This is a genomic window from Bacillus tianshenii (genome assembly GCA_020524525.2).
Taxonomy (GTDB): domain Bacteria; phylum Bacillota; class Bacilli; order Bacillales; family Bacillaceae_N; genus Bacillus_AV.
In genome coordinates this window covers 3517708-3534097 of record CP129018.1, presented here as the reverse complement: position 1 = coordinate 3534097, position 16390 = coordinate 3517708, and the positions used below count along the sequence as shown (strand labels likewise).

The window sequence follows — 16390 nt, the reverse complement described above, 5'->3', positions numbered from 1 at the left end:
TTGTCTTGCATTTCCAATTAAATTGGTTAAGTCCTCGATCGATTAGTATTCGTCAGCTGCACGTGTCGCCACGCTTCCACCCCGAACCTATCTACCTCATCATCTCTGAGGGATCTTACTAGCTTGACGCTATGGGAAATCTCATCTTGAGGGGGGCTTCATGCTTAGATGCTTTCAGCACTTATCCCGTCCACACGTAGCTACCCAGCGATGCTCCTGGCGGAACAACTGGTACACCAGCGGTGTGTCCATCCCGGTCCTCTCGTACTAAGGACAGCTCCTCTCAAATTTCCTGCGCCCACGACGGATAGGGACCGAACTGTCTCACGACGTTCTGAACCCAGCTCGCGTACCGCTTTAATGGGCGAACAGCCCAACCCTTGGGACCGACTACAGCCCCAGGATGCGATGAGCCGACATCGAGGTGCCAAACCTCCCCGTCGATGTGGACTCTTGGGGAGATAAGCCTGTTATCCCCGGGAGCTTTTATCCGTTGAGCGATGGCCCTTCCATGCGGAACCACCGGATCACTAAGCCCGACTTTCGTCCCTGCTCGACTTGTAGGTCTCGCAGTCAAGCTCCCTTGTGCCTTTACACTCTGCGAATGATTTCCAACCATTCTGAGGGAACCTTTGGGCGCCTCCGTTACCTTTTGGGAGGCGACCGCCCCAGTCAAACTGCCTACCTGACACTGTCTCCGAGCCGGATAACGGCTCAGGGTTAGAATTTCAATACAGCAAGGGCAGTATCCCACCAGCGCCTCCACGTAAGCTGGCGCTCACGCTTCCAAGGCTTCTGCCTATCCTGTACAAGCTGTACCAAAATTCAATATCAGGCTGCAGTAAAGCTCCACGGGGTCTTTCCGTCCTGTCGCGGGTAATGCGCATCTTCACGCATAGTATAATTTCACCGGGTCTCTGGTTGAGACAGTGCCCAAGTCGTTGCACCTTTCGTGCGGGTCGGAACTTACCCGACAAGGAATTTCGCTACCTTAGGACCGTTATAGTTACGGCCGCCGTTTACTGGGGCTTCGATTCAGAGCTTCTCCGTGAGGATAACCCCTCCTCTTAACCTTCCAGCACCGGGCAGGTGTCAGCCCCTATACTTCGCCTTGCGGCTTCGCAGAGACCTGTGTTTTTGCTAAACAGTCGCTTGGGCCTATTCACTGCGGCTCTTCGGGGCTATAAACCCCAAAGAGCACCCCTTCTCCCGAAGTTACGGGGTCATTTTGCCGAGTTCCTTAACCAGAGTTTTCCCGCTCATCTTAGGATTCTCTCCTCGCCTACCTGTGTCGGTTTGCGGTACGGGCACCTCTCACCTCGCTAGAGGCTTTTCTTGGCAGTGTAGGATCAGGGACTTCGGTACTAAAATTTCCCTCGCCATCACCGCTCAGCCTTATGACAACGGGATTTGCCTCGTTGTCAGCCTAACGGCTTGGACACGCACATCCAGTGGCGTGCTCACCCTACCTTCCTGCGTCCCCCCATTGCTCAAATGGTGAGGAGGTGGTACAGGAATTTCAACCTGTTGGCCATCGCCTACGCCTTTCGGCCTCGGCTTAGGTCCCGACTAACCCTGAGCGGACGAGCCTTCCTCAGGAAACCTTAGGCTTTCGATGGACAAGATTCTCACTTGTCTTTTCGCTACTCATACCGGCATTCTCACTTCTAAGTACTCCACCAGTCCTTACGGTCTGGCTTCAAAGCGCTTAGAACGCTCCCCTACCATGTTCCAACGGAACATCCACAGCTTCGGTGATACGTTTAGCCCCGGTATATTTTCGGCGCAGAGTCACTCGACCAGTGAGCTATTACGCACTCTTTAAATGGTGGCTGCTTCTAAGCCAACATCCTGGTTGTCTGGGCAACTCCACATCCTTTTCCACTTAACGTATACTTAGGGACCTTAGCTGGTGGTCTGGGCTGTTTCCCTCTCGACTACGGACCTTATCACTCGCAGTCTGACTCCCAAGGATAAGTCATGGCATTCGGAGGCATTCGGAGTTTGACTGAACTCGGTAACCCGTTGGGGGCCCTCATCCAATCAGTGCTCTACCTCCAAGACTCTTCCCTTGAGGCTAGCCCTAAAGCTATTTCGGGGAGAACCAGCTATCTCCGAGTTCGATTGGCATTTCACCCCTACCCACACCTCATCCCCGCACTTTTCAACGTGCGTGGGTTCGGGCCTCCATTCAGTGTTACCTGAACTTCACCCTGGACATGGGTAGATCACTCGGTTTCGGGTCTACGACCACGTACTATATCGCCCTGTTCAGACTCGCTTTCGCTGCGGCTCCGTCTTTCCGACTTAACCTTGCACGAGATCGTAACTCGCCGGTTCATTCTACAAAAAGGCACGCCGTCACCCGTTAATGGGCTCCGACTACTTGTAGGCACACGGTTTCAGGATCTTTTTCACTCCCCGTCAGGGGTGCTTTTCACCTTTCCCTCACGGTACTGGTTCACTATCGGTCACTAGGGAGTATTTAGCCTTGGGAGATGGTCCTCCCTGCTTCCGACGGAATTTCACGTGTTCCGCCGTACTCAGGATCCGCTCCGGAGAGAACAGGATTTCAGCTACAGGGCTGTTACCTTCTGTGGCCGGCCTTTCCAGGCCGCTTCACTTATCCTGTTCCTTTGTAACTCCATGTGGAACGTCCTACAACCCCAAGAGGCAAGCCTCTTGGTTTGGGCTGTTTCCGTTTCGCTCGCCGCTACTCGGGAAATCGCGTTTGCTTTCTCTTCCTCCGGGTACTTAGATGTTTCAGTTCCCCGGGTCTGCCTTCATCACCCTATGGATTCAGATGATGATACTGCCCCATTACGGACAGTGGGTTTCCCCATTCGGAAATCTCCGGGTCAACGCTTACTTACAGCTCGCCGAAGCATATCGATGTTAGTCTCGTCCTTCATCGGCTCCTAGTGCCAAGGCATCCACCGTGCGCCCTTTCTAACTTAACCATTGATGAGCATCATACATAAAACGCATTTGCACATACCCTTTAAATCGGTTTAATTTAAAAAGGAATCTTTACTTCTGTTTCGGTTATCTAGTTTTCAAGGAACAAATTTGCAGACTGAACAACTTCTGGATAAATCGCGACATGCGACTTCCTTCATCAGAAGTTCAACTTTGCAGGTTCAATTGGTGGAGCCTAGCGGGATCGAACCGCTGACCTCCTGCGTGCAAGGCAGGCGCTCTCCCAGCTGAGCTAAGGCCCCGGGATATAATCATTTTATGGTGGGCCTGAGTGGACTCGAACCACCGACCTCACGCTTATCAGGCGTGCGCTCTAACCAGCTGAGCTACAGGCCCATAAAATGTTGAATATTCATTCAAAACTGGACAAAATAAAGCATGCTTACTCGTTTTTGCACCGTTGGTGCATATAAAATCCTTAGAAAGGAGGTGATCCAGCCGCACCTTCCGATACGGCTACCTTGTTACGACTTCACCCCAATCATTTGTCCCACCTTCGGCGGCTGGCTCCAAAAGGTTACCCCACCGACTTCGGGTGTTACAAACTCTCGTGGTGTGACGGGCGGTGTGTACAAGGCCCGGGAACGTATTCACCGCGGCATGCTGATCCGCGATTACTAGCGATTCCGGCTTCATGCAGGCGAGTTGCAGCCTGCAATCCGAACTGAGAATGGCTTTATGGGATTGGCTCCACCTCGCGGTCTTGCTTCCCTTTGTACCATCCATTGTAGCACGTGTGTAGCCCAGGTCATAAGGGGCATGATGATTTGACGTCATCCCCACCTTCCTCCGGTTTGTCACCGGCAGTCTCCTTAGAGTGCCCAACTGAATGCTGGCAACTAAGGACAAGGGTTGCGCTCGTTGCGGGACTTAACCCAACATCTCACGACACGAGCTGACGACAACCATGCACCACCTGTCACTCTGCCCCCGAAGGGGAAGCCCTGTCTCCAGGGTGGTCAGAGGATGTCAAGACCTGGTAAGGTTCTTCGCGTTGCTTCGAATTAAACCACATGCTACCCGCTTGTGCGGGCCCCCGTCAATTCCTTTGAGTTTCAACCTTGCGGTCGTACTCCCCAGGCGGAGTGCTTAATGCGTTAACTTCAGCACTAAGGGGCGGAAACCCCCTAACACTTAGCACTCATCGTTTACGGCGTGGACTACCAGGGTATCTAATCCTGTTTGCTCCCCACGCTTTCGCGCCTCAGCGTCAGTTACAGACCAGAGAGTCGCCTTCGCCACTGGTGTTCCTCCACATATCTACGCATTTCACCGCTACACGTGGAATTCCACTCTCCTCTTCTGCACTCAAGTTCCCCAGTTTCAATGACCCTCCGTGGTTGAGCCACGGGCTTTCACATCAGACTTAAGAAACCGCCTGCGCGCGCTTTACGCCCAATAATTCCGGACAACGCTTGCCACCTACGTATTACCGCGGCTGCTGGCACGTAGTTAGCCGTGGCTTTCTGGTTAGGTACCGTCAAGGTGCCGGCAGTTACTCCGGCACTTGTTCTTCTTCCCTAACAACAGAACTTTACGACCCGAAGGCCTTCATCGTTCACGCGGCGTTGCACCGTCAGACTTTCGTCCATTGCGGATGATTCCCTACTGCTGCCTCCCGTAGGAGTCTGGGCCGTGTCTCAGTCCCAGTGTGGCCGATCACCCTCTCAGGTCGGCTACGCATCGTCGTCTTGGTAGGCCGTTACCCCACCAACTAACTAATGCGCCGCGGGCCCATCTGTAAGTGACAGCAAAACCGTCTTTTACAAGCGAACCATGCGGTTCACTTGATTATCCGGTATTAGCCCCGGTTTCCCGGAGTTATCCCAGTCTTACAGGCAGGTTGCCCACGTGTTACTCACCCGTCCGCCGCTGAATCCAGGGAGCAAGCTCCCCTTCATCCGCTCGACTTGCATGTATTAGGCACGCCGCCAGCGTTCGTCCTGAGCCAGGATCAAACTCTCCGATAAGCTTCCAAATGGAAGTTCGAAAAAAATTTGAAACTTGCTCGTAAAGCATGTTTATTTTGTCCAGTTTTCAAAGAACATTCTGTCTCAAAGCGACCTCTTTATAATAACAAAGTTGCTTAATCACGTCAACAACTTTTTTATTTTTTTGAAGCCGTTCTTATTTGCCACCGTTTTTTTGTTGGCGACAATTTAGAATTATACGGACAACCAAGCAAGAAGTCAATAGCTTTTATTAAAAATATTTCAAAGGCTTACTTAAGGTTTTATTGACCGCCTTTACTATCTTACTTATTAACAGAAAAAAAGCAAGTATCGTTTAAGAGGAATAACCTTCATTCCTTTCACTTGAGCCAGTTCTTTACAACAGATCTATCAGAAGGTATTATCAGTGTCATATTTATATTGAATTACAATAAAGCAAGGATTATATGCTTTAAATGAAAGGAGTTTCACCAATGCTTACTCTTATTAAAGATGCCGAAGTCTATACTCCACACTACTTAGGCAAAAAAGATATTTTACTTGCAGACAAACGGATTGCAGCAATTGAAGATAAAATTGAACCTCCTACACAATTTGAAATAAACATAATTGACGGAGCTGGAAAGGTTTTAGTTCCAGGCCTAATTGATTCACACGTTCATATTATTGGCGGCGGCGGAGAAGGTGGCTTTAAAACGCGAACACCCGAAATCAAGCTGACAGATGCAACATTAAGCGGGGTAACAACGCTTGTCGGAGTAATCGGAACTGACGGAACGACTCGTACAATGCCTGACTTAATTGCAAAAGCACGTGCCCTTGAAGAAGAAGGTATTAGTTGTTTTGTACACACAGGATCTTATCAACTACCAATTCGCACCGTAACAGGAAAAATCGAAGATGACCTTATTCTAATTGATAAAATTATCGGTGTTGGTGAAATTGCTATCTCAGACCACCGCTCCTCACAGCCTACTTTAGAAGAATTCGCGAAGATGGCCGCAGCAGCACGAGTCGGAGGAATGCTGTCAGGCAAGGCTGGTATTGTGAATGTTCATGTTGGAGACAGTAAAGATACCCTCTCTCTGCTTGAAAAGGTCGTAGAAGAAACAGACATCCCCATTAAGCAGTTCCACCCTACGCATATCAATCGCAATCCTTATTTGTTCGAGGCTGGCATTGCTTTTGCAAAAAAAGGAGGATTTGTTGATTTTACGACAAGCACAATACCGAAGTTTCTGGAGGAAGGCGAAGTCAAAAGCAGCAAAGCATTAAGGATTATGCTTGAAGAAGGCGTTCCAATTGAACAAATAACGTTTACATCAGATGGACAAGCGAGCCTGCCAGATTTTGATTCAAATGGTGAACTTATCGGTATGCAAATTGGAAAAGTACGTTCATTATATGAAGCATTTCGTGAAGCAGTCTTAAAGGAAGGTGTTCCGATTGCTACTGCATTACAAGCTGTTACATCAAATCCAGCACGAATTTTGAAGCTTAAGACGAAAGGTCAAATCATCAAGGGCAATGATGCTGATCTCGTTCTACTTGATCGTGAATCACTTGAGATTGATACTGTCATCGCTTTAGGCAAAACAATGGTCGCTGAGGGAAAAGCAGTGATTCGGGGAACATTCGAAGATTAACGCAGCCCTAGCCGTCAAAAGCGAGGGGTTTTCACCTTTGAAAAATAGGCAAATAATTATTAATAAACAAAGCTATGCATACTCATAGTATAACCACTATAATAAGTGGGAGTACTTGTAAAGGGTGAGTTTATGGGCTTGGTAGCAATATTACTTGTTATGATAGGGCTTTTGCCAATTATTTTAGCCGCTGGGATGTGGCGCCTTTTTCCATATTCAAGAATATCTATTGCAATTTTATTGTTTTTAGGGGCTACCACCCTTTGGCAAGTAGGAATTGCAGTTCTTTATATGGGTGATTTCTTTTCAGCTGAATTAATAGAAAGACTATTTAAGATTCTCCGTATAGGACCAATAATGATTGTTCCTTTGTTATTTTATATTGCCTACACCTGCTCACTCCAAGACCGAGTAGAACATCAAGAAAGAGCACCTTTTTTTATTCGAATTACTGACTTTTTCATGAGCAGGACGACACTTGTCGTCATATTTATTTGGAGTTTGTTTGTTTACGTCATTAATTGGACGCCGTATGATATCAGAAGCTTAACGCTCCATACAATAGGGTCTTCTTCAGGAGGGCTTTCTTTTTATTTCCCAGAGTACGGAAGCTTAGCATTCATTTTTAAGATACAGGTTTTTATGTTTTTAGTTATGAATATAGGTTTATGTATCAGAGCCGCTCACGTTTACCATCCTCACTTAAGGAAATTCATGAAACGGTTTTCGGGAAGTACGTTTATTCTTTTTGTAACAGGTTCACTTAACTTTATTCCAGAAACAGGGCTTCTTATTAGCAGTTTTGGTGTGATTTTATTTTCTGTTATTGTTATTTTCTCTTTCTTGAAGATGCAACACCATATTTTGAATGATTATCAAAAATTCGTTGAACGACAGCAACGTCTTGACTATATGGGGACTTTAACATCGACACTTATTCATGAGCTGAAAAATTCGTTAACAATGCTTCAAGGCTATTCGAAGCTATTGAAAAAGACGCAGACCTTTGATTCGAAAGGGACGGAGTGGATGGACTTCTTGGAACTCGGCCATCATCAGCTCCAAAATCTCGTTAACAGTTATTCCTCTTTTCTTACAAGCAAGGAAATTGAAATGAAGATATGTGAAGTACACAAAGTTATTCATACAGCACTTCAGCTCACGAAGCACGAAATAGAAGAAAACGGCTACACAGTAGAGTTCAATCAACGGGAGAAAATTTGGGGATTCATGAACGATACGTACATGCACCAAGTATTTGTTAACTTGATTAAAAACAGTATAGAAGCAACTCAGCCAAATTGTAAGCTGAAAAAATTAAAAATTCGTGTTCGAAATCAACAGGAAATGATACTTGTAGACTTTATCGATTCAGGAAACGGTATTCCCCGGCATAAATGGAATGAAATATTTACACCTTTTATCTCCTCTAAGTCTAGAGGAATGGGCATCGGTCTTTCTTTTTGCAAGAAGGTATTATTTGAACACCGAGGAGATATCGAAATTATCTCTAGTAGTAAAAACGGTACCCATTTCCGAATTACCTTACCACAGTACACCCATCGTGTATAAGCTTATTTCCGAAAGCGGGAGAGGATATAGATGGCGAAAATCGAAAAATAAAAGATGCCGATTACCATTAATACGTTCATTACAAAATCCACACGCTTTCCCACCTTTTGATAAATTAACAGCGCCGCTTTATATTCCTAAACGGCGCTGTTCGTTTAAATATGTTCTAAAATACCTTCTAAGCTTCCATACTCATAGTCAGGGTCAAGTCCGAGCTTATCCATTACTTTACCTGCACGATTAATCCAGGCTGTATTGAAGCCAAAGCTTTTCGCTCCAGCAATATCCCACGGATTTGACGACATAAATAATACTTCATCACGCTTAACACTAAGATTCTCTAACACTGAGGTATAAGAAGCTGGCACAGGCTTGAAACGTTTCTTGTCATCCACTGTAATAATAGAATCTAATACTTCGTCTAATTGATACTTCACTACAAGCGGATTCAACATATCAGGCGAACCATTTGAAAAAATCGCTTTCCGCTTCGCACTTAACTGTGAAAGAACCTCTGTCACTTCAGGGTAAATATCCAGCTCTAAATAACGCTGCAACAGTTTATCTTCTATCTCATTATTCAATTCTTCTCCTGCTTGTTCACACGCAAAGCGGAGTGCATCCCTTGTGACCCCTGAGAAAGGACGATAACGGCCCATCATTTCACGTAAGAAAGAATATTCGATTTGCTTTTGCCGCCAAGTTTCACTAATTTGTTGGCCTTTTTTCGGGAAGATTTTCTCTAGCTCTTCAAATACTGAATAAACGTCAAAAAGTGTACCATAGGCATCAAATACAAAAGCTTGGATGTGTGGTTTCATGCTGTGTCCTCCTTTTTTTCATTTCGCCTCTTCTATTCCCTTCTCTCTTTAGCAAACAAACTTTCTCCTCATAACATTCCATATCACTCACCCCAAATCCTCTATAAAAAAACCGCTTAACCCATCGGATTAAGCGGCGTTCATCTTAAAGTTCGCGAAACACACTTTTTACAACTTTACTTAAAAGAAGTAATGCAATTAAGTTAGGAAGTACCATTAACGCATTGAATGTATCAGCAAGCTGCCATACAACTGGAACTTCAATTAATGTTCCGAGGACGATAAAAACTAATACAATTGAACGATATAACGGCAGACTCCGCTCACCAAATAAGTATACTGCATTATTCTCGCCAAAATAAGCCCAACCGAGAATGGTTGTAAATGAAAAGAATAATAAGCAAATTGCAATGAACGGATAACCAAATGAACCAAACGCACGTGTAAAACCCTCTTGCGTTAACGCGATGCCTGTAAGATCCGTTTGATAGGCATCTGTCACAAGAATAACAAGTGCTGTTAATGTACAAATAATCACTGTATCAATGAAAACTGCAATCATTGCTACGAAGCCTTGCTTTGCCGGGTGCGAGACATCAGCAGCCGCATGAGCATGTGGTGTCGAGCCCATTCCAGCTTCATTGGAAAATAAGCCACGAGCAACCCCATAGCGGATCGCTTCCTTAATTGTGGCACCTAACACCCCACCTGCAACTGATTCTGTTTGAAAAGCAGCACTTACAATTAATGAAAATGCTGCTGCCAGCTGATCAGCATAAAGAACAGCAATGACAACACTTCCTCCCATATAGAGGACAGCCATTAGCGGCACAACCTTCTCTGCAAATGAAGCAATTCGTTCAATTCCACCAAAGATAATAAACGCTACAAACATCGCCACAATTATTCCAATTAACCATCGTGGAACGGAAAAAGCTTGGTCAAATGCCGCTGCAATCGAATTTGATTGCACCATATTCCCAATAAAGCCAAGTGCTAAAATAATCGAAACAGCAAAAAAACCTGCTAAAAAACGGTTACCGAGACCATTTCGTATGTAATAAGCAGGTCCGCCCTTCCACTTACCGTCACGCTTTTCGCGATACACTTGAGCAAGGACAGCTTCAGCAAAGATTGTAGCCATTCCAAAGAACGAACTAACCCACATCCAGAAGATCGCTCCAGGTCCACCGGCCGCAATTGCAGTTGCCACACCCGCAAGGTTTCCGGTCCCTACTTGGGCAGCAATTGACGTAGCCAAAGCTTGAAAGGAAGAAATCCCGCTTTCCGACTGCTTCCCTTCGCTCCGAAAGATTGGCGCAAACACTTCTTTAAAGCCTGTCGAAAGCTTTGTTAATTGTGGAAATCCCAACTGAAAGGTATACCAGACACCTGTTCCTAATAAAAGAAGCAGCATAATTGGCCCCCAGAGGATTTCATTTATCTTTTCAATAGAGGAAATAAGTGACATTCCTCTTTCCCACCTTTCCTAAATATCTGCATAATTTATCATCTTAAACGATCTCCTCCTTTCGACCAATAGAATTAACCTTATTCAGATTTTTCCGTTTTAAAAGCGCTTACTTTCCGTTTAAAAGTGCAGAGAAAAAGGAATAGAACGTACTGTTACACCTTCAAAACTGCTGAGCACATTTTTTGAAACAATTATATCCACATAGTATCCTATTCACTGTAATTAGAGTTCCAACTATTAAGGAGGAATTTCAATATGTCTAAGCGTGTTCTTATCGTAACAACAAGTGAAAGTAAAATTAACGGCAAAGCCGACAAAAATACAGGTCTTTGGCTTGAAGAATTTGCCGTACCTTATAATGAATTCAAAAATGCTGGTCTTGATGTAGATGTTGTCAGCATTTCTGGCGGGAAAGTTCCATTGGATCCGAACAGTCTTCCAGAAGAAGAACAGCCGGAATTCAATGAAGCAAAAGAACAACTAAAAAATACACCAAAACTTAAAGTCGAGAACCTAAATGATTATGATGCAATCTATCTTCCAGGCGGTCACGGCACAATGTTTGATTTTCCACAAAGCGAAACATTAACAGAGGTTGTCTCAGACTTCGCCCGTAAGAACAAGCCGATCGGAGCTGTTTGCCACGGCCCATCAGGCTTAGTGAATGCAACACTTGAAGATGGTGCATCAATCGTTTCAGGCAAGCAAATCAACGGCTTCACGAATTCAGAAGAAGAAGGCATGAAATTAACAGATGAAATGCCATTCTTACTTGAAAGCAAGTTGAAAGAAAAAGGCGGCCAATTTGTTCGTGGTGATGATTGGACAGACTTTGCCGTTACAGACGGCTTGCTTGTCACAGGTCAAAACCCAATGTCCAGCGCAAGCGTTGCTAGACAATTAGTTGAAGTCATTATTCGACAAGAAGCATCCTAAAGAAAAAGCGCAGAGGCTCAAATTGCCTCTGCGCTTTTCTAATTTACATCCACCACTACATTTGATTTGTATTGTATTGCAGCCTCTCGCATTTCCTGAAACAAATAGGACCAGCGTTGCTCTCGAGAATAAATTTGCTCGGGATGGAACTGTGTGCCAAATACCCAAGAGTGTTGTTCGCTCTCAATTGCTTCAATATAGTATTCAGGAACAGAGTGGCCGACTGCCTTTAACCCTTCTCCTAATTGATCGATAACCTGACGATGCCTTGAATTTACACCAATTACTTCCCGTCCAATGATTCGTGCTAATTTACTTTGCTCTTCAAGGACAATTTCATGCATTAAGACAGCGCCATCTAATCCTTTTATTTCTTGATGATGGTCTGCGCTGGTTAAGTTTCGCAGGGTACCAGCAAACGCTTCATTTAACATTTGCATACCACGGCACACACCAAGCACTGGCATATCTAGCTTTAATGCCTCTTTAAGTAAGGTCATTTCAAATGCAAAACGCTCATTTCCTGTTTCACTTAACCTAGACGTCGGTGAAAGCTTTTTGTGAAGGTTTAAGTAGCCGCCTCCACTCATTAATAATCCATCTAGCTTCGAAAGGTAAGCTTGTACTTCACTAGGGTCTTTGAGAACAGGAAGAAGAATCGGATGCATTCCATGCTCTTCTAATGTCTGAATATAATCACGCTCTACATACATCAAGGAGTGACCTGGGTATAAGTCCTCTTCTGTTCCGTTATCCACATGCATAGTTACACCAATCCATGGCTTCATCTTACAATGCTTCCTCCATATCAGAATATGCCTCATCAATCTCTTCACTTGCAGCAGACTTTGACTCTGACCCAAGTGTTAAGCTGTGCTCTTTCTTCACATACGTATTGACTAGCCCGATAATCATTGCAACCGCAGCGAGGCGGATACCCCAACTCATGATTTGGCCTGCATACACAGCAATCGTTTCACCACTTCCCCCTCCAATAACAAAGGATACAGCAAACAATCCTGCTGTCAGCACACCAAGCGCCATCGTTAAAAATGCAACCCATCCATACAGATTTTCCAATACATTTGTAAGTTCTTTTTTCATCGAAACACCTCCAGATTATAGTCCAAAAATCGGCAATAAGCCTGTTAACAAGATAATGCTTAAAATGACATGCAGTAATATCCAAATAACCGCAAGCTTAGACGTTTCCTTAAAGCCTGAACCAGCAATACCCATGGCGACGAACAGCCCTAAGGCAAGAGGCGGCGTCATTCCTTCAAGTGCTCCTGTCATAGCAGGAAGCATAATCGCAAATAGGACAGGATCTCCACCTAACGCTCCAAATGCAGCAATCATCGCTCCTCCTAAGATTGCAATTTGGGCTGAGCCTGGTAGAACCATACCTAAAACCATGAAAAATAATGGTAACAATACGATCATCATCGGAACTGTCATTCCCATTGAAACGAACCAATCACGGACTACTTGTTCCATCTGCATACCAGCGAAAACTTTTGATGTTGCATATGCCATATAAATCGTTACACCGATTGGCACAACCTTCGGAAGGGACTCTTTAAATACCGTAACAATTTGATTAAGGTGAGAACGGGAAGATGTGAAAAAAGACTTTTTCCCGATACCAATGGCATAAGCTCCAGCTATACCAGGGGTGAACATTAAGACAGATGAGGAAAATGCTTCTGCTCCACCAGAACCTATTCGTGCAGTAATGAAATCTTTAAATTGAGCATCTGCAAGCAACGGAACGAAAATTAAGGCAGGTAAAATCAATGCCGGCCAACCAATTCGGAGACTTTTTTGGAAGCTTGGAATGTCGGTCTTTGCAATTGGCTTTACTTTGTAATACTTACAAAATGCCCATAGTGTAAGCCAACGTTGTACAAAAAACCATAAACCAATTCCATAAGCAGCTACGATCCACTGACTTAGTGTAATGCTTCCAGGTTGAACTTCATTTAAAATACCGAAAGTGAGAAGAACAATGCCTGACGGTGGGATAATATTACCAAGCATACTTGCTGACATTTCTGTTGTCGCAGCTAACGGTGCAGGATACCCAGCTTTCTTCATCGTTGGAATCGTAAATACACCTGTTGCCGCTACGTTTCCTGGGCCAGTCCCAGAAAGCGAGGCCATAAATGTACTTCCTAGAAGAGAAACATAGCCTGCTCCTCCCCTAAACTTACCAACAACCGCTAACATTAAATTAATAATTCGTTGCACAACCTTTGTTGCGTCAAACAACACTGCCACTACCATGAAGGCAAATATGGCATAGAATAAACTACTTGTTGATGGATAAAGCAAGGACGACCACATTAAATCAAATTGCCCCGAGATGATAATAATGAAGAAAAACGCTAACGACATCACCTCATACATCGGTCTCTTAAATCCAACAAACAAAACGGCAACAAACACAATTAATCCTGCTAAGTAGAACATTGGCAAAGGGATTCCCATTTGCACACCTCCATTAAAGCGTTTTCATATCTGTTGAGAATAAAAAGATATTCGCGTAAAATAGGCCATAGAGACGAGTAACTACTTCCGATTAACTGGTTATATCATGTTATGTTACAATGAATTATATCAGATTTTTTTAAATTATCAAATAATTATTTATAATATATTTATAGTATTTTATGGTACCATGAAGCAATAACCAAATATTGTTATAATAACTTCGAAATCTTAAAGAATAGTTGGTGATGATCGATGAGCTTGAATCGTGATAGTTCAACCGCACTTTACATACAATTGAAGGACTTACTAGCAGATAAGATCAAGAAAGGAGAATTAAAGCCTGAACAGCAAATTCCCTCAGAGAGAGAACTTGGACAAGATTACGGCATCAGTAGGATTACGGTGAGACAAGCCATTAACCTAGCAGTGAATGAAGGCCTGTTATACCGCACACACGGCAAAGGAACATTTGTGGCAAGCCCAACGATTAAACAAGAGCTGAGCAAGGTCAACAGCTTTCAATCTACTCTTTCCCAGCAAGGTCTTGTCGCTTCCACTGATATTGTAAAAGCAGACACGATTGTGACAGATTTTCAACTATCTACCCTATTAAATGTTCCAATGATGAACAAGCTAGCAAATTTACAACTAGTCGGTTATGGCGACAAGTTACCAATTGTCTTCTATGATAGTTTCTTTCCGCTCGATATTGGGGAGTTATTAATTGATGCAGCGAAGAAAGAAAAGGCAGCAAATCAGCCTTTTTCAACATTAGACTTGTATCAAAAGATTCTAGACATCTCCCCTACACATAGTGAACAAACATTTGAAGCTATTCTCTCTGATGAGCGAATTTCAAAAGTTTTAAAGTTAGATGAGGTAACCTCTATCTTCAAAGTCACTTCGCTCATCTATGCAGATAAAAGGCCGATTGAATACCGTACTTCCTACTATAAAGGCGACAAATATAAATTCTTTATTACAAGAACAATGAGTTGAGCTCTGAATAAAAGAGCTCAACTTTTTTAATTTTCAGAATTGACAATCAAAATAAATTGTCTTATACTCATCTCAACTGGTTATAACATGTTATGTTCAAAACAGATTTGAAAGGGGAACTTGTTATGAAAAAAGAACTTCGCATTGTGTGCCCCAATGGCCACTTAGGATTTGCACCTACAAAAGAAGAAAGCTTTAAGATAGCTGCTGCAACAAAGCCTGATTACTACTGCTGTGATTCTGGTAGTGATGATATCGGTGCTACTGCACTTGGCGCTGACCGTTCAGTTAGCATGCGCAAATGGCAGAAACATGATTTAGAGCTTATGCTCCTTGCAGCAAGAGAACAACATGTCCCAATGCTTGTTGGTTCAGCAGGTGACTCTGGTTCAAACAGCCGTGTCGACATGTATGTTGAGCTTATAAAAGAAATTGCCCGTGAACATAACCTTCCTCCATTCAAAATAGCTTACTTCTACTCTGAAGTAGATAAGGAAGACTTAAAAGAAAGAATGGACCAAAACATCGTCATTGAAGGATTAGATGAACGCCCTAACCTGACACAAGAGGAAGTCGATAAAACTGAACGTATCGTAGCGGTTGCTGGGGTTCATCCATTTATTGAGGCACTCGATATGGGAGCAGATGTCGTTATCGGCGGGCGCTCTAGTGATTGCGCAATCTTTGCAGCCCCTGCTATTCGAGAAGGATTTCCGGAAGCGCAGTCATACTATCTTGGTAAAGTATTAGAATGTGCATCCTTCTGTGCGGAACCGTACGGGGCAAAAGAAAGTGTAATGGGGACGATTACACATGAAGATGTCAAAGTGACAGCCATGCATCCAGACCAACGCTGTACGATTGCATCTGTTGCAGGTCATGCCATGTATGAGCGCGCAAACCCTTATTACGAATACGTTGCCGGTGGCATGCTTGATATGACCAATTGCAAATATGAACAATACGACGAGAAAACAACAAGAATTACAGGTATGGAGTTTGTCCCTGTGGAGGGCGATGTGAAAGTTAAGCTTGAAGGGTCTGGAAAGAACGGAGATAAATATATCGGAATTGCCGGCGTCCGCGACCCATACACCATTCAAAACATTGATAAAGTAATCGAAATGGCCGAAGAGCAAGTTGCCGAAGAATTCAAAGACCAAGACTACCAAATCAGCTTCAGAGTATTTGGCAAAAACGGTGTCATGGGCGAATTGGAGCCTGTTAAAGAAATTAAATCTCATGAGTTATGCATTATTGTAGAAGGTATTGCAGAAACAGCAGAAGAAGCCGAAGCCCTTACCCTTTTCGGAACACGCCAAATTTTCTATGCTCGTCTTCCAGAGGTCAAAGGAACAGCTGGAACTGCAGCATTTGTTGTTGATGATGTCTTACCAGCAACAGCTTCCTACTCTTGGACACTAAATCATACTATTCCAGTAAAAGACCCTCTTGAATTATTTGATGTAAGAATTACAACAGTCGGAGAGCCAGCAAAAGTATAAAGGAGGACTCAAA

The 16390-nt window shown here is 44.1% G+C and carries 10 protein-coding genes, 2 tRNA genes and 2 rRNA genes; 5 read left to right on the top strand and 9 right to left on the bottom strand.

Annotation, left to right across the window (positions count from 1 at the left end; genetic code table 11):
* Nucleotides 1-22: 22 nt before the first annotated feature.
* The 4 genes from LC040_17845 to LC040_17830 all read right to left on the bottom strand — a co-directional run bounded on the left by LC040_17845 (nucleotide 23) and on the right by LC040_17830 (nucleotide 4949).
* Nucleotides 23-2960, bottom strand: a 23S ribosomal RNA gene (locus LC040_17845).
* A gap of 185 nt (nucleotides 2961-3145) precedes the next feature.
* Nucleotides 3146-3221: transfer RNA gene (locus LC040_17840), tRNA-Ala, on the bottom strand.
* 17 nt (nucleotides 3222-3238) lie between these two features.
* Nucleotides 3239-3315: transfer RNA gene (locus tag LC040_17835), tRNA-Ile, on the bottom strand.
* An 86-nt stretch (nucleotides 3316-3401) separates the two neighbouring features.
* Nucleotides 3402-4949, bottom strand: a 16S ribosomal RNA gene (locus LC040_17830).
* The 16S and 23S rRNA genes sit together here with 2 tRNA genes alongside, the layout of an rRNA operon.
* Nucleotides 4950-5404: 455 nt before the next feature.
* On the opposite strand from LC040_17830, the gene iadA reads away from it, so the two are divergent.
* Together iadA and LC040_17820 are read left to right on the top strand one after the other, a co-directional pair.
* Nucleotides 5405-6577, top strand: a complete 1173-nt coding sequence (iadA, locus tag LC040_17825) for a beta-aspartyl-peptidase (protein WLR51045.1) — start codon at nucleotides 5405-5407, stop codon at nucleotides 6575-6577.
* A gap of 714 nt (nucleotides 6578-7291) precedes the next feature.
* Nucleotides 7292-8149: a HAMP domain-containing sensor histidine kinase gene (locus LC040_17820; GenBank protein ID WLR51044.1), complete on the top strand. Its 858-nt coding sequence runs from the start codon at nucleotides 7292-7294 to the stop codon at nucleotides 8147-8149.
* 155 nt (nucleotides 8150-8304) lie between these two features.
* Here the strand turns inward: LC040_17820 and LC040_17815 are convergent, their stop codons facing one another.
* Together LC040_17815 and LC040_17810 are read right to left on the bottom strand one after the other, a co-directional pair.
* Nucleotides 8305-8970, bottom strand: coding sequence for a haloacid dehalogenase type II (locus LC040_17815; protein WLR51043.1), 666 nt, complete (start codon nucleotides 8968-8970; stop codon nucleotides 8305-8307).
* A 145-nt stretch (nucleotides 8971-9115) separates the two neighbouring features.
* Entirely contained in the window at nucleotides 9116-10441 is a 1326-nt protein-coding gene (locus LC040_17810) for a sodium:alanine symporter family protein (protein ID WLR51042.1), read from the bottom strand.
* 258 nt (nucleotides 10442-10699) lie between these two features.
* On the opposite strand from LC040_17810, the gene LC040_17805 reads away from it, so the two are divergent.
* Nucleotides 10700-11380 carry a type 1 glutamine amidotransferase domain-containing protein gene (locus LC040_17805; protein ID WLR51041.1) on the top strand — a complete coding sequence of 227 codons (681 nt, stop codon included), beginning with the start codon at nucleotides 10700-10702 and terminating at the stop codon, nucleotides 11378-11380.
* Between the two features lie 38 nt (nucleotides 11381-11418).
* Here the strand turns inward: LC040_17805 and LC040_17800 are convergent, their stop codons facing one another.
* From LC040_17800 to LC040_17790, 3 genes are read right to left on the bottom strand one after another with little or no spacing between them, the layout of a single operon-like run.
* Entirely contained in the window at nucleotides 11419-12168 is a 750-nt protein-coding gene (locus tag LC040_17800; protein WLR51040.1) for a gamma-glutamyl-gamma-aminobutyrate hydrolase family protein, read from the bottom strand.
* 1 nt (nucleotide 12169) lies between these two features.
* A complete protein-coding gene (locus tag LC040_17795) occupies nucleotides 12170-12484 on the bottom strand; it encodes a hypothetical protein (GenBank protein ID WLR51039.1) in 315 nt (104 codons plus the stop codon).
* A 15-nt stretch (nucleotides 12485-12499) separates the two neighbouring features.
* A complete protein-coding gene (locus LC040_17790) occupies nucleotides 12500-13870 on the bottom strand; it encodes a TRAP transporter large permease subunit (protein ID WLR51038.1) in 1371 nt (456 codons plus the stop codon).
* Between the two features lie 255 nt (nucleotides 13871-14125).
* Between LC040_17790 and LC040_17785 the strand changes: the two genes are divergently transcribed.
* Together LC040_17785 and LC040_17780 are read left to right on the top strand one after the other, a co-directional pair.
* On the top strand, nucleotides 14126-14872 hold the full coding sequence (locus LC040_17785) for a GntR family transcriptional regulator (GenBank protein ID WLR51037.1): 747 nt from the start codon (nucleotides 14126-14128) through the stop codon (nucleotides 14870-14872).
* Between the two features lie 125 nt (nucleotides 14873-14997).
* Nucleotides 14998-16377: an acyclic terpene utilization AtuA family protein gene (locus LC040_17780; GenBank protein ID WLR51036.1), complete on the top strand. Its 1380-nt coding sequence runs from the start codon at nucleotides 14998-15000 to the stop codon at nucleotides 16375-16377.
* Nucleotides 16378-16390 lie beyond the last annotated feature (13 nt).